The 14,538-nt window shown below is 64.2% G+C and carries 13 protein-coding genes; 8 read left to right on the plus strand and 5 right to left on the minus strand.

Translation table 11 applies throughout. The annotated features are described in order from the left end of the window. Window positions 1-26: 26 nt before the first annotated feature. Window positions 27-587 carry a hypothetical protein gene (locus tag ROZ00_11555; protein ID MDT3736854.1) on the minus strand — a complete coding sequence of 187 codons (561 nt, stop codon included), beginning with the start codon at window positions 585-587 and terminating at the stop codon, window positions 27-29. A gap of 196 nt (window positions 588-783) precedes the next feature. Between ROZ00_11555 and cyoE the strand changes: the two genes are divergently transcribed. Further along, on the plus strand, window positions 784-1,680 hold the full coding sequence (cyoE, locus tag ROZ00_11560) for a heme o synthase (protein ID MDT3736855.1): 897 nt from the start codon (window positions 784-786) through the stop codon (window positions 1,678-1,680). 56 nt (window positions 1,681-1,736) lie between these two features. Here the strand turns inward: cyoE and ROZ00_11565 are convergent, their stop codons facing one another. Next, on the minus strand, window positions 1,737-2,348 hold the full coding sequence (locus tag ROZ00_11565) for a response regulator (GenBank protein ID MDT3736856.1): 612 nt from the start codon (window positions 2,346-2,348) through the stop codon (window positions 1,737-1,739). Next, on the minus strand, window positions 2,320-3,618 hold the full coding sequence (locus ROZ00_11570; protein MDT3736857.1) for an ATP-binding protein: 1,299 nt from the start codon (window positions 3,616-3,618) through the stop codon (window positions 2,320-2,322). The genes ROZ00_11565 and ROZ00_11570 overlap by 29 nt, the downstream gene beginning before the upstream one ends. 188 nt (window positions 3,619-3,806) lie before the next feature. Between ROZ00_11570 and ROZ00_11575 the strand changes: the two genes are divergently transcribed. Both ROZ00_11575 and ROZ00_11580 read left to right on the plus strand, forming a co-directional pair. Further along, window positions 3,807-4,406 carry a DUF938 domain-containing protein gene (locus ROZ00_11575; protein ID MDT3736858.1) on the plus strand — a complete coding sequence of 200 codons (600 nt, stop codon included), beginning with the start codon at window positions 3,807-3,809 and terminating at the stop codon, window positions 4,404-4,406. A 95-nt stretch (window positions 4,407-4,501) separates the two neighbouring features. Further along, window positions 4,502-5,050: a DUF3617 domain-containing protein gene (locus ROZ00_11580; GenBank protein MDT3736859.1), complete on the plus strand. Its 549-nt coding sequence runs from the start codon at window positions 4,502-4,504 to the stop codon at window positions 5,048-5,050. Between the two features lie 7 nt (window positions 5,051-5,057). On the opposite strand, the gene ubiA is transcribed toward ROZ00_11580, so the two are convergent. Further along, on the minus strand, window positions 5,058-5,951 hold the full coding sequence (gene ubiA, locus ROZ00_11585; protein ID MDT3736860.1) for a 4-hydroxybenzoate octaprenyltransferase: 894 nt from the start codon (window positions 5,949-5,951) through the stop codon (window positions 5,058-5,060). 59 nt (window positions 5,952-6,010) lie between these two features. Here ubiA and ROZ00_11590 point away from each other — a divergent pair, with 59 nt between their 5' ends. The 5 genes from ROZ00_11590 to ROZ00_11610 all read left to right on the plus strand — a co-directional run bounded on the left by ROZ00_11590 (window position 6,011) and on the right by ROZ00_11610 (window position 13,580). After that, entirely contained in the window at window positions 6,011-8,392 is a 2,382-nt protein-coding gene (locus ROZ00_11590; GenBank protein MDT3736861.1) for a DEAD/DEAH box helicase family protein, read from the plus strand. Between the two features lie 414 nt (window positions 8,393-8,806). Continuing rightward, window positions 8,807-9,604 carry a restriction endonuclease subunit S gene (locus ROZ00_11595; protein MDT3736862.1) on the plus strand — a complete coding sequence of 266 codons (798 nt, stop codon included), beginning with the start codon at window positions 8,807-8,809 and terminating at the stop codon, window positions 9,602-9,604. A gap of 5 nt (window positions 9,605-9,609) precedes the next feature. After that, the gene (locus tag ROZ00_11600) at window positions 9,610-11,394 is read left to right on the plus strand and encodes an N-6 DNA methylase (GenBank protein ID MDT3736863.1); all 1,785 of its coding nucleotides are present in this window, start codon (window positions 9,610-9,612) and stop codon (window positions 11,392-11,394) included. Window positions 11,395-11,679: 285 nt separating this feature from the next. Beyond that, window positions 11,680-12,852, plus strand: a complete 1,173-nt coding sequence (tcmP, locus tag ROZ00_11605) for a three-Cys-motif partner protein TcmP (GenBank protein MDT3736864.1) — start codon at window positions 11,680-11,682, stop codon at window positions 12,850-12,852. Beyond that, window positions 12,849-13,580 carry a phage Gp37/Gp68 family protein gene (locus ROZ00_11610; protein ID MDT3736865.1) on the plus strand — a complete coding sequence of 244 codons (732 nt, stop codon included), beginning with the start codon at window positions 12,849-12,851 and terminating at the stop codon, window positions 13,578-13,580. Before tcmP ends, ROZ00_11610 begins: the two co-directional genes overlap by 4 nt. Window positions 13,581-13,612: 32 nt before the next feature. Here ROZ00_11610 and ROZ00_11615 read toward each other — a convergent pair whose 3' ends face one another. Next, entirely contained in the window at window positions 13,613-14,509 is an 897-nt protein-coding gene (locus ROZ00_11615; GenBank protein ID MDT3736866.1) for a cyanophycinase, read from the minus strand. Between the last annotated feature and the right edge of the window lie 29 nt (window positions 14,510-14,538).

Raw genomic sequence — 14,538 nt, forward strand, 5'->3', positions numbered from 1 at the left:
GGGTTCTCCTCCTCGGGGCGGGGCGCTTAGTTGGCTGCGACGACGGTCAGTTCGTCCTGCATGCGGTGGTGGGCGACGCCGCAGTACTCGAGGCAGCGCACCGCGTACTTGCCCGGCTCCTTGAACGTATAGACGACCGAGGTGGGCTTGGTGGTGCCCGGCATCATCAGCATGGTGAACAGCACCCTGCCGTCCGGGTGATAGACGGCGAAGCCGTGCTGGGTGTCGCTCGCCCGGCCGGAGAAGCGCACCGGCTTGCCGGCCACGATCTGGCGGTTGGAAATGTCGTAGGACCAGGACTTCGCCGTGAAGTCGACCTGCACCTCGGCCTCGCCGTCGGTCGCGCCGGAGGCGGCGGCCCACGGGATGAATTTCAGGCTGGCCAGGTTGGCGACCACGAAGAAGATGAATGCGAACGTCAGCCAGACGCCTTCTATGGGCGCAAACTCGCTGGGCTGCAATTGGGTGGGTCCGGTATCGACCAGGCTTTTCCTGCGGATGACCCAGTACGCCATCAGGGCAAACGGGACGAACATGAACATGGTCACCCAGAACGCGCCCCAGCCGGTATAGACGTAGTCCAACATGGCGAATGCCTCCTCCTCTGATTTATCGGTACGGCCGGATGGCCCGGCCGCTCTTGTAGTAGGCGAACGATAGGCCGCGGCACCGGGAGGGGCAATCAGGATGTTTACCTAGGGACACTGCGGATGTTCCTGATTGAACGGGGCGGCAGGGGGGCTAGACTGGGCCGGCCATCAACGACACCGGAGGTCTCCGCTAATGGCCGAAACGATCCTCGCCGCCCGCCCCGGCCCGGCCGAGCGCCTGCGCCGCTACCTGCGCCTGACCAAGCCGCGGGTGAACACCCTGATCGTGTTCTGCGCCGTCATCGGCATGTTCCTCGCCGCGCCGGGCATGGTGCCGCTGCAGGCGCTGTTCGCCGGCACGCTCGGCATCGCCCTGGTGGCCGGCGCCGCCGCCGCCATGAACTGCCTCATCGAGCAGGAAATCGACGCCGCGATGGCGCGCACGCAGGGGCGGCCGCTGCCGCGCGGCGAGGTGAATTCGCTGGAGACGCTGCTCCTCTCCGGCCTCATCGGCGGCGTCGGCCTGTCGCTGCTGAACGTGTTCGTGAACCCCTTCACCATGTGGCTGACGCTGGCCACCTTCGTCGGCTACGCCATCGTCTACACGGTGGTCCTGAAGCCGCGCACGCCGCAGAACATCGTCATCGGCGGCGCCTCGGGCGCCATGCCGCCGGTGCTCGGCTGGGCCGCCGTCACCGGACAGGCGCCGGGCGAGGCCTGGCTGCTGTTCCTCATCGTCTTCGTATGGACGCCGCCGCACTTCTGGTCGCTGGCGCTCTACCGCGCCCACGAGTACGCCGACGCCAAACTGCCGATGCTGCCGGTGGTGTACGGCCGCACCTATACGCTGCGCTGCATCTTCGCCTATACCCTGGGACTGGCCGCGGTGACGCTGATGCCCTTCGCCATCGGCATGAGCGGCTGGCCTTACCTCGTCGCGGCGCTGGCGCTGAACGGCGTCTTCATCGCCCACGCCTGGCGCCTGCTGCGCCGCTACAGCGACCGCGCCGCGCAGGCCAGCTTCCGCTGGTCGATCACCTACCTGTTCCTGCTCTTCGCCGCACTGCTGGCGGACCACTACCTGCAATAAAAAGTCAGCCTTGGCGAGGCGGCGCACTTTCCTCCGCGCCGCCTCGCCTTCTTTTTTCAGGCGGCCTGGTTCTGCATGGCCATCTTCACCAGGTCGGAGAGCGAGCGCGCGTGCAGCTTTTCCATCACCTTGGCGCGGTGCACCTCCACCGTCTTGGCGCTCAGGCCGAGGGCATTGGCGATGGCCTTGTTGGACAGCCCCTCCACCACCAGGTCGAGCACCTCGCGCTCGCGCGGGGTCAGACCGGCGAACAGCGACCGCAGCTGCGCCCGCTGCGCTTCCTTGCCGCGCCGGCCGGCGTCGTGGGCGATGGCACGCTGGATGCGGTCGAGCAGGTCCTGGTCGTTGAAGGGCTTCTCGACGAAGTCGAAGGCGCCGGCCTGCACCGCCCGCACGGCCATCTGCACGTCGCCGTGGCCGGTGATGAAGATGATCGGCACGTGGTAGCTGCGCCGCGCCGCCAGGCGCTCCTGCAGTTCCAGCCCGCTCATGCCGGGCATGCGCACGTCGAGCACCAGGCAACCGGGCTTCGATGCGTCGTAGCCGTCGAGAAAGGCCTGGGCCGATGCGAAGGTCTCCACCCGCAGCCGCACCGTCTCGATCAGCCAGCGCAGGCTGCGGGCGACGGCCTGGTCGTCGTCAACTATGAAGACTGTAGCGTCGCTCATCGCGGTTCAGCCGGATCGGAATGGCCTTCAGGGTGAAACGGAACGTGGCGCCGCCGCCCGCCCGCGATTCGGCACGGATGCTGCCCCCGTGCGACTCGACGATCGAGCGGCTGATCGACAGGCCCATGCCGACGCCCTCCGGCTTGGTGGTGAAGAACTGGTCGAAGACCTGGTCGATGACGGCGCCGTCGATGCCGGGCCCGGTGTCGATGACCTCGACCTCGACGACATCGCCGCCATGCTGCACGGTGCGGATGATGATCTCGCGGCGCAGGGTGCGCGTCTCGGCCATCGCCTCCATGGCATTGCGCACGAGGTTGCAGACCACCTGCTCGACCATGATGGAATCGGCCCAGACCCGGGGCTGCTGGGGCGCCAGGTGCAGGGTCACGACCGTTTCGTTCTGGCGCGCCTCGTGCTCGGTGAACTTGACGACGCTGCGCACCACCAGGTTGATGTCGACGGCGGTCATCCTCGGCTCGCTCTTGCGGACGAAGTCGCGCACGTGGCGCATGATCTCACCGGCGCGTTCGGCCTGCTCGCAGACCTCCTCGAGCGGCTCGATCAGGTCGGCCGGCGCCACGTCGCCGCTGCGCAGCCGGCGGATGCAGCCGCGCGCGAAGTTGGCGATCGCCGAGAGCGGCTGGTTCAGCTCGTGGGCCAGGCCGGTGGCCATTTCGCCCATCGTCGACAGGCGCGCCACCCGCGCCAGCTCGGTCTGGTGGCGCCGCCCCTGTTCCTCGGCCCACTTGTGCTCGGTGATGTCGCGCGTGATGCCGAGCAGCGCATAGACGGCGCCGCGCGCATCGCGCAAGGGCACGGCATGCGTTTCCATCCAGCAGACGCGGCCCTTGAGGGTGATCGACTTGAACTCGTAGACCACGGCTTCGCCGGCGAAGACGCGCCGCATGTTTTCCCGGTAGATGCCCTTGTATTCCTGCGCGACGACGTCGTAGATCTTCGTGCCGATGATGTCCTCCGGACGCCCGGCATCCAGCAGCCGGAGCCCCGCCGGGTTGATCTCCAGCACCGTGCCGTCGGCGGCCTGCAGCTTGACGCACTCCGGCTCGGACTCGATGATGGTGCGCAGCCGGTATTCGTTTTCCTGCAGGCGGTCGAGCATGCCCTGGTGCTGGCCTTCCTTCTCGTGAAGGCGCGCTTCCGCCTCGCGCAGGCGCAACAGCAGGTAGACCGACGCGATGATGGCGACCGTCAGGCTGCCGACCAGCAGCACCAATCCCAACCACATCGCTTCGCTTGCGCCGCTCATCCTTGCGCCCTTGCTCCGTTGTCCAAGGCGAACATAGCAACCCCTCCGGCCCGATCAATCCGGGATAACCTCCAGCCGGCTAGGTAAACTCCCTAATTGCCGCGCCGAACCGTTCTGCTAGCTTGCTTCGGGCACCAGTATTGCAGATTTGGCGTTTCATGGCCCGCGGCAACGGCCGGCTTCGAGAAATGGAAAAACCCGACGCTCCCTCCTGCGCCCGCAACCGCGAGCCGATCCTCGCCGTGCTGCGCGAGCATTTCGCGGATCGGCACAACGTGCTCGAGATCGGCAGCGGCACCGGCCAGCATGCGGTCTGCTTCGCCGCGGCCCTGCCCCACCTGGTCTGGCAGGCCACCGACCGGCCGGAGAACCTGGCCGGCATCCGGGCCTGGCTCGGCGAAGCGTCCCTGCCCAACACCCCGCCGCCCTTCGCGCTCGACGTGAGCGGCGACTGGCCGGATCGGCGCTTCGACGCGGTGTTCTCCGCCAACACGCTGCACATCTTGGGCTGGGAAGAGGTGGAGAGGCTGTTCGCCCGATTGCCCGATGCCATGGCCGGCGACGCCACCCTCGTCGTCTACGGCGCCTTCAATTACGGCGGCCGCTTCACCAGCGAGAGCAATGCGGCCTTCGATGCCTGGCTGAAGGAGCAGGACCCGCGGCGGGGACTGCGCGATTTCGAGGCGGTGAACGACCTGGCCGGCCGCGCCGGACTGGCGCTGGCCGAGGACCGCGCCATGCCGTCGAACAACCGCTGCCTGGTCTGGCGCCGGGAGCGGCGGGGATAGCGCGGGCCGCCGCCCGATACGGCCTGCGCCGGTTCTGGCACAATGCGCCTTCGATGATGCCGCCATTTCCGGCCGCCAACAGAAAGGAGCCCGCCATGAAAAAAATTCTTCTCGCCCTGAGCCTTCCCCTGCTCGCCGCCCCCGCCCTCGCCGGCGACATGAAAGCCGGCCTGTGGGAGGTCAAGACCCTCAAGCAGGTCGTCGACGGCCAGGACATGCGCGCGCAGATGCAGCAGATGCAGCAGCAGATGGCCAGCCTGCCGCCCGAGCAGCGCCGGCAGATGGAGGCCATGATGAACAAGCAGGGCGTGAGCATGGGCCCCGGCGGCGCCACGCGCATGTGCATCAGCGAGGAAATGGCGAAGCGCGATGCGCCGGTGGTCGATCCCGACGGGCGCTGCCAGCCGACGAAGATGAGCCGCAGCGGCAACACCCTGCGCTACGAGATCGACTGCAACGTCGACGGGCGCCGCTCGCAGGGCAAGGGCGAGAGCACCTTCTCCGGCAACAGCGTGCATTCGCGCATGGACATGGTGACGATGGACGCCTCCGGCCGCCACACCATGCAGACCGAGTCGCAGATGACCTATCTCGGGTCGGACTGCAAGGGCCTGGCGCCGGTCGGCGCCGGTCGGCGCAAATAAGCCGGAATCAGGGGGTCGGCCAGCGGCCGGAGCGCAGCACGTAGTCGGCGAAAAGGCCGGCGAAGATCGCCGCGCCGACCCAGTTGTTGTCCATGAAGGCGCGGAAGCAGGCCATGCGCTCGCGGCCGCGGATCCAGAAGTAATGCCTTAGCATCATCCCCGCCGCCACCGCCAGCCCGGCATGGAAGAGAATGCCGCGCCCCGCCTGTGCACCGACCCAGGCGAGGATCGCCAGCGTGATCGCGTAGCAAATCATCACCGCCGCCACGTCGTAGCGGCCGAAGGTGATGGCCGAGGTCTTGATGCCGATCTTCAGGTCGTCGTCGCGGTCCACCATGGCGTAGCAGGTGTCGTAGCCGATGGCCCAGAAGATGTTCGCCGCCAGCATCGCCCAGGCCAGCGGCGGCACGGTGTACAGCTGCGCCGCGAAGGCCATCGGGATGCCGAAGCCGAAGGCGATTCCCAGATACGCCTGCGGGATGGCGAGGAAGCGCTTGGTGAGCGGGTAGCTCGCCGCGAGGAACAGCGCCACCACCGAGAGCGCCCACACCAGCTTGTGCAGCGGCAGGATGAGCAGGAAGGCGCACAGCGTCAGCACCGCCGCCAGTCCGATCGCCTCGCCCTCGCGGATGAGGCCTGAAGCGAGCGGCCGGTTCTTGGTGCGCTCGACATGCGGATCGAAGTGGCGGTCGGCGTAGTCGTTCATCACCACCCCGGCCGAGCGCATCAGCAGCGTGCCCAGCGCGAATATCCAGACGATGAACAGGCTCGGCGCGCCCTCCGCCGCGATCCACACCGCCCACATCGTCGGCCACAGGAGCAGCAGCGTGCCGATCGGCTTGTCGAGCCGCATCAGGCGTTCGTAGGCGTCGAGGCGCTGGCGCAGGGTGAGTTCGGACATGGGGCGGATTTTACACCGTACGCCTGACAGCAAAGCGCTTGGCCCGGTATCATTACGTCATGGCACCCCCCGGTTACAACGAAGCTGACACCCGCGCCAAGCTGATCGATCCGGCACTGCATGCCCGCCAGTGGATCGAGCTGGTCAAGGACGAGCATCGCGCCACGCATGGCGAGATTCACCGGGAGCAGAGCGCCATCAGGATTGACATCCTGGACGGCAAGCCGCTCAAGCGGGGACGCGGCCGCGTCGATTACCTGCTGCGAGCCTACATCGAACATCATGAGCAGCCGCTGACGCTCGCCTTCATCGAGGCGAAGAAGGAAAAACTGCCGCCCACCCAGGGGCTGGAGCAAGTTAAGGAATATGCCCGGCGCCACGCGGTTAAATTCGTCTACTCGACCAATGGCCACTTGTTTGTCGAATACGACACCACTACCGGCAAGACCACCGACCCCCGGCCGATGGCCGAATTCCCGACACCGGCCGAGCTGCGCCAGCGCTGGTTTTCCGCCACCGGTCTCGACCCGGACGCAGCGGCCGTCGGCCCCCTGCTCACCGCCTACAGCGTCGCCGGCGACCGGCCACGCTACTATCAGGACGCCGCCATTCGCGCCGTTCTCGAACGCGCCGCCCTAGCGGCCGGCGGCAAGGAAAAGAAGCGGGCGCTGCTGTCGCTTGCCACAGGCGCCGGCAAAACGAGCATCGCCGTCGGGTTGCTGCAGCGGCTATCGGACGGCGGGCAACTCAAGCGGGCGTTGTTTCTCGTGGACCGGGACGAGTTGCGCGAACAGGCCCTCACGCGCTTCCACAACGTATTCGGTTCCGACGCCAAGATCGTGCGCGAGGGGTCGGACGGGGGAAACGAGGCCAAGAACGCGCGCATCCACATCGCCACCTACCAGTCGCTGGGCATTCACGAGCACGGCGACGCCTCTTTCCTGCGGCGGTATTACCCCGAGAACCACTTCAGCCACATCCTTATCGACGAGTGCCACCGTTCGGCCTGGGGTACCTGGTCCGAAGTGCTGACGCGCAACCCCGAAGCCTTCCAGATCGGCTTGACGGCCACGCCGCGCGAACTCACCGGCTCGCAGGAAGACCATGAGATTTCCGCCGACAACATCCGTCACTTCGGCGAGCCGGTCTACGACTATTCCCTCGCGCAGGGCATCGAGGACGGCTATCTCGCCCCCTGCGAAATCAAGCAGGGCCGCGTCAGCATCGACGAAAAGACGCTGATCAAGAAGGAAGTCATCGCCCACAAGGCCAAACGCGTCGACACCGGCCAGCGGGCGCAGCCCAACGAAGTCCGCGATGTCTACAGCGCGAGCGACTACGACGCCAAACTGCAAATCCCCGAGCGCGTCATCGCCATGTGCGACGACCTGTTTCAGTATCTGCTGGAGACCGGCGGACCGGAGCAGAAAACCATTGTCTTCTGCGCGGCGGATACCCACGCCGACCGCGTCGCGGCACACTTGAACAACCGCTACGCCGAATGGTGCAAGGCCAACGGCCGCGCACGCGCCGAGCCCTACGCATTCAAGTGCACGTCCATGAGCAGCGGCAACAAGATGGTTGCCGATCTGCGCGGCACGCTGTCCTCCTGGTTCGTCGCCACGACGGTGGACCTGCTCTCCACCGGCGTCGACGTGCCCTGCGTGCGCAACATCGTGTTCTTTCGCTACCTCGAATCGGCCATCGTGTTTCACCAGATGGTCGGCCGCGGCACGCGTATCGACGAGGCCAGCGGCAAGCTGATGTTCCGGCTCTACGACTACACCAACATGATCCGTCTGTTCGGCCGCGACTTTATCACCCCGCCGCCGCGACCCGGCGGCGGAGGTGGTGGCGGCGACGACGACACCGAACCGACGCTGATTGCCGGCGGCTTCTCGGTCCGGGTCGAGCGGGGAGGGCATTTCGTCCTGGGTGAAAGGGACGGCAGACTGGTGCCGGTGGCCTACGAGGAATACAAGCGAGAACTCGCCGCGCGCCTCAAGCACGAGGCGGCCAGCCTCGCCGAATTCCGCGAACGCTGGATCACCCCGCCCGAGCGCCAGGAACTGATGGCGGCGCTGGTTTCCGCCCACGGCTCGCCGACCATGATCCAGATGGTCGATGCCAAGCAGGACTACGACCTGTACGACGTGCTCGCCGAACTCGGCTACGCGGTGAAGCCGCGCACACGGCTCGACCGCAGCCTCGCCTTCCGCTTCAAGAACGAATCCTGGCTGGACGCCATGCCCTCGCCTGCAAAGGGTGTGATCCTGGGCATCGCCGGCCAGTTCGAGCGCAACGGCACCGAAGCGCTGGAGAACAGGGAGATCTGGCGCGTGCCGGCGATTCAGCTAGCGGGCGGCCTGGCAGCGTTGCGCGGACTCGGCAAGCCGCTGGATGCGTTGCACGACGCGAAGACGAGGCTGTTTTCAGCGTAAGTCATGGCACAGAAACCACTAGCCGATCTGTGTAACAGGTCCATCGTTACGTTTAGACCTGAGACTCGGCAAGCGGACTCTTTTGTCTATATCGACGTGTCGTCCATAGACACATCAACCAAGACGATCAGCAGTCCAAAGAGAGTTCGCATTGGCGATGCTCCCAGCCGAGCGCAAACAATCGTTTCGACGGATGACATTCTCGTCTCAAATGTCAGGCCAAATTTGAACGCAGTGGCGAGAGTAACCGCTGATTTGGATGGAGCCGTGTGCAGTTCTGCATTTACGGTTCTCCGTTGTGGCGAAGATCTGGTCCCGGACTATCTGTTCTGCTTTGTACAGTCGCCAGCGTTTATTAGCGGATTGTCGTCACTTGCTCACGGCGCTCACTATCCAGCCGTAACAGACCGCCAGGTGCTTTCCACGAAAATCGAATTGCTTTCGCCCGATGAACAAGTGTCTGTGTCGAAGCGACTTCTTTCAGGCATATCCGCCGCGCGCTCAGCGCTGGCTTCTTGCACGGAGCAAGAAGCGTTATCGCTTCAGCTCCAAGAGCGGACCCTCTTTGATTGCTTTCATAACGGGGTACCAATCAGCGCCGACACAACGCTCTTAAAAACGGCCCACGGTTGGCGGTGGCACCGCCTCACCGACCTCGCCCGCCTCGAATCCGGCCACACGCCCAGCCGTCGCCATCCGGAATGGTGGGGCGGACATGTGCCATGGCTGGCCTTGCCCGACATCCGCAGGCTGCACGGCAAATACGCCTACGAGACGACTGAGAACACCAACGATGCCGGTCTCGCCAATTCCTCGGCACGGCTTCTGCCGCCCGGCACGGTTTGCCTTTGTCGTGATGCTTCCATCGGCTACGTCACCATCCTCGGCAAGCCCATGGCGACCAGCCAGCATTTCTGCAACTGGATTTGCGGGCCTGACCTCGATCCCGAATTTCTGATGTATGCCTTCATGGCATCACACGAGTATCTCCGCGAGCTGGGCAGCGGATCGGTAATCAAGACCATTTATATGTCGGTCATCGAGTCCTTTCATATCTGCGCACCTGAGATAGACGAGCAGCGGCGCATCGCGCGCACGCTTCGCGAACGATTGGCCGCAGCTGAAACGCTCAACGCGAGTCTCAAAGCCCGGCTCGCCGACATCGAGCGTCTGCCACAGCGGCTGCTGGCCGCGGCGTTCCACCAACACTGACTTTCATGCCAAGACCCAAAAAAGACAAAACTAGTACCCCCGCCGTCGGCCTCTCAGGGCCGCAGGCCCTCAACCAGGCCGTCTGGCAAATCTGCGACGTGCTGCGCCGCTCCAACTGCGGCAGCGCCCTGCAATACGTGCCGGAACTCACGTGGATTCTTTTCTTGCGTGTGCTGGACGAGCAGGAGGCTATTGAACGCGAGGAAGCCGAGGCGCTCGGCCTGAACTATGCGCCCTCCCTGGCCGCGCCCTATCGCTGGCAGGACTGGGCGGCGCCGTGGTCGGACAAGCCCGATGCGCCGCAGACGGACGACGGCCGGCCGTTGGGCTGGAAGCGCCGCGCCTTGCAGGAGGGCAAGCGCGGCGACTACTTCGCCTTCGTCAATGGCGAGTTGCTGCCCTGGCTGCGCGGCCTGCGCGACCAACCCGGCGCGTCGCCCAAGCAGAAAGTCATCAGCGAGATCATCTCCCCCATCGAGCGGGTGCGCATCGACACCGAGAGCAACTTCGCCGACGTACTCGACCGCGTGCATGCGTTGCGCCTCGCCGGCACCGACACCCAGCACCAGTTCATGCTGTCGCAGGTGTATGAGGGCTTGCTGCTCAAGATGGGCGAGAAGAATTCCGACGGCGGACAGTTCTACACGCCGCGCGAGCTGATCCGTGCCATGGTGCGCGCGGTGAATCCGCGCATCGGCCAGACGGTGTGCGACCCCTGCTGCGGCACCGGCGGCTTTCTGGCGGAATCGGCCGAGCACATGCGTTCGCGCGGCGGCGAGCTGACGGCGGAGGCGCTCGACACCCTCAGGCACCGCACGTTTTACGGCCGCGAGAAAGACAACTTGGCCTATCCCATCGCCCTCGCCAACCTGATGCTGCACGGCATCGACGAACCGCATCTGTGGCACGGCAACACGCTATCGAGGCAGACGGTGTATGGCGGGCTGTGGGAAGGGGCGCCGGAGCGCTTTCACGTGGTGCTGACCAACCCGCCCTTCGGCGGCAAGGAAGGGAAGGAGGCGCAAAGCCCCTTCCCGTTCAAGACCCGCGCCACCCAGGCGTTGTTCGTGCAGTACGTGATGCAGATTCTCGAGCCCGGCGGACGCTGCGGCATCGTGCTCGATGAAGGACTGCTGTACCGCACCAACGAGGAGGCCTTCGTCAAGACCAAGCGCAAGCTGCTCGACGAGTGCGACCTGTGGTGCATCGTCAGCCTGCCGGGCGGGGCCTTCACCGGGTCGGGCGCGGGCGTGAAGACGAACCTGGTTTTCTTCACGCGCGGCCGCAAGACCGAGCGAATCTGGTACTACGACCTCTCGCACATCAAGGTGGGCAAGAAGACGCCGCTGACCATGCTGCAATTCGAGAAGTTCTTCGAGCTGCTCGACAAGCGCGGCACGCCCGAGGCCGAGACCGAGCACAGCTGGACGGTGGATTTCGCCGAACGCAAGCACCGTGCCGCGGAGGAAGCCGCGCCGCACCGGCGCGAGGCGGATGCGCAGCGCGAACGTGCGGCCGCGCTGCGCGAACAGGCGAAGGCCCACAGAAAGGCCGGGCAAGCGCCTCTCGCCGACGCGCTCATGCCCGAAATCGAAGCGGCCGAGAAGCAGGCGCGCGAGTCCGTCTCGAAAGCGCAGACCATCGAGGATGCGGCCTACGACTTGAAGGCCGTCAATCCGCGCGAGAAGAAGGTTCTCGACAATCGCACTCCGGCAGAGTTGCTGGCGGCGATTGCCGAAAAGGGCCGCGAGGTGGATGCAGCGATGGAGCGGCTGCGGGCGCTGCTGTAGCGTAGCGCTCCGATAAACCCGCCATCCTCGACAGCGCCTTCCTCGGCGAGCGCTGCTTCAACACCTATCCAGGAAAAGTCAGTCTGCACAGCACGGCGATCAGCCGCGTGCTCAAGCCATTTGACTGGCGAAAGCTTCCCGTTGCGTAAAATCGTGTAGAAGAAGGGCGCGGAAAGATTTAATTTCAGGACAGATGGATATTGACTATCCGAAAACAACAGCCTACGATAACGAATGATCATTCGTCTGCCGGGGTAGGAGATGATGTCCAAGAGGAGCAGAACCGTGCCCGAAACCTATCGAGGGCGCGAACAGGCATTCATCAAACATCGGTTGCTGGAGAGTTACCTTGAAAAACTCTTCCTCATCGTTGGAATGAGCGCGCGCAAGCTTGGCATCACTGAATTTTGCTACGTCGACTGCTTCGCTGGGCCATGGTCCGATGACAGCGAAGATCTTGCCGGCACTTCCATAGCCATTTCTCTGAAAATTCTGGAAAAATGCCGTGAAACGCTTGGCAGCCATGGTTTTGGCCCGAAATTCCGGGCGCTTTATATCGAAGAAAGCCCGAAGGCATTTGAACGGCTCCAAGCCTTTTTGGCTAAGCGGCCATCGGGACGGGTTCAGGCCGAAGCGATGCAAGGAGATTTCGTTGCATTACGACCCGATATCCTGAAATGGTGTGGGCGCAATGCGTTTGTTTTCTTCTTCATCGATCCGAAAGGGTGGTCGACGGTAACCGTAGATACGCTGCGGCCCCTGATGGCTCGACAGCAATCTGAATTTCTCATCAACTTTCAGTACGACTTCGTCAATCGCACCGCATCGATGGCGGCTTGGAAACAGGAAATTGCGGAACTATTGGGCGAGGATGTCAATGTTGACGGCATGCCTTCCTCAGACCGGGAAAAGCATCTTGTTAACACCTACAGGAAAAATTTGAAGTCTAAAATCCCTTCAACGAATAATTTTCCAGCAAGATCAGGGTACGTTCGGGTACTGGATCCGGAAAAGGAGCGTGCGAAGTACCACTTGGTCTACCTGACCAGCCATCCTCGCGGCGTTATCGAGTTTATGGAAATTTCCGACGACCTCGATTTGGTTCAAAAGCAGGTAAGAGCCACAAAGAAGGATCAGACACGATCAAACAAGACTGGGATGCAGGATCTTTTCGGTGCCGATAGCCTCGTCGATCTTTCAAAAGATCGCATTGATCCGGAGGCTGTCGATCGTTTCTGGAGGGATTACCTGGTCGGCGGGCCAAAACGAATCGGCGAAAGCGACTTCGCAGACATTCTTGAGGAGACCAACTGGTTTCCAGGGGATTTCCAGGATTCACTCGTTCGCCTCATCGATTCTGGCGAGGTGGTCAATCTAGACGCTCCCAGAAGGCGCCCTAAGCGACCTTTGCATTGGGATAAGGGAGATCGTCTGAAACTGACGAGAGAACAGAAATGAGCACACAGAGCAAAATCGAATGGACGGAGCAGACCTGGAATCCGACGGTGGGCTGCACGAAGATTTCCCCGGGCTGCAAACATTGCTATGCGGAAAAAATGGCCATGCGCCTGCAGGCCATGGGCATGCGCGGTTATGAAAACGGCTTCAGCCTGTCGCTGATGCCGGAGCGGCTTGCCGAGCCGCTGGAGCGCCGCAAGCCGACGATCTACTTCGTGAACTCCATGTCGGACCTGTTTCACGAGGATGTGCCCTTCGAGTACATCGACCAGGTGTTCGACGTGATGAGGCGTGCGCACCAGCACACGTTTCAGGTTCTGACCAAGCGCGCCGTACGCATGGCCGACTACTGCCGGGGCAAGGCGATTCCGCCCAACGTCTGGCTGGGGGTGTCGGTCGAAGACCGGAAGCACGGCTTGCCCCGCATCAAGCTGCTGCGCAGCATCGACGTCATGGTGCGCTTCCTTTCCGTCGAGCCGCTGCTGGAAGACCTCGGCAAGCCCGATTTGCGCGGCATCCATTGGGTCATCGTCGGCGGCGAGTCGGGCAGCAAGGCCCGGCCGATGCAGCGGCAATGGGTGGACGGCGTCAAGCGCCAGTGCGACAAGTACGGCGTGCCGTTCTTCTTCAAACAGTGGGGCGCCTGGGGGCCGGACGGACAGAAGCGCTCGAAGAAGACCAACGGCCGCACCTACAAAGGCCGGGTATGGGATGCAATGCCGGCGTAACCATTCCTCACACCCCTCCCCGGCCGGAATAATCAGCGCCCCGGCAGCAGGGCGTGGCGCCGCTTCGGGTTGAACAGGCTGCCGGCGGGCAGGATGTGCATCCGGATGTCGGTTGCGCCGGCCAGTGTGTCGTCGTCCTCGAGAATGCGCGCGCGCCTGGCGTCAAAGATCTTGACGTAGTGGCTGCCCAGCACTTCCCAGAATCCGTCGGGGCGCACCAGGAGCGCCGTCTCCTCGTCGATGCCGACGCCGAGCAGCTGCGGGTGGTCCAGCACCGCGCTCAACAGGCGGTTGTAGCGGGCGCGCTGCATGAAGTGCTGGTCGACGATGGCGCCGGGGAAGAAGCCGAAGCCGAGGCCGACATCCGTCATGCCGCGGGCGATCTTCCTCAGCTCCACCGCCTCGGGGCCCTTGAGGCGGCGCCCCCGGCCCGTCAGCATGGCATTCGACATCACCGCGGCGCCGGCCGAGGTGCCGCCGACGACGGCGCCTTCCCAGAAACGGCGCTCGATGGCTTCCAGGGCGCGCGTTCCCAGCAGCGTGGCGGCCAGGCGCAACTGGTCGCCGCCGAGGAACCAGTAGCCGGTGAACGCTTCGAGCGCCTTCGCGGTCGATTCCTTCTTGGCCTCTTCGCGGTTGATGTTGACCAGCACGGCCTCGGCCTTGAGCTGTTTCAGATCGTCGATGACTTCCCGGGCTTCTTCGTCGAACTTGGTGCCGGCCATCGGCAACACGGCGATCCTCGCCTGGCCGGGTCCGCCGGCCAGTTCGACGAGCCGTTCATGCACGAGCAGCGGCGTGTCGCCGCCGCCGACGATGATCAGGCTGCCGAGGGGCTCGTAATTTCCCTCCTCGGCGGCCTGGACGGCGCATGAACAGATCAGCCAGAAGCCGATCGAAAGCAGCCGCCGCAGGGATAAGTTGCGCATGTTTCAAAGTCCTTCCGAGGGAACGCTCC

Source organism: Denitratisoma sp., from assembly GCA_032027165.1.
In the GTDB taxonomy this organism is placed as follows: Bacteria; Pseudomonadota; Gammaproteobacteria; order Burkholderiales; family Rhodocyclaceae; genus Desulfobacillus.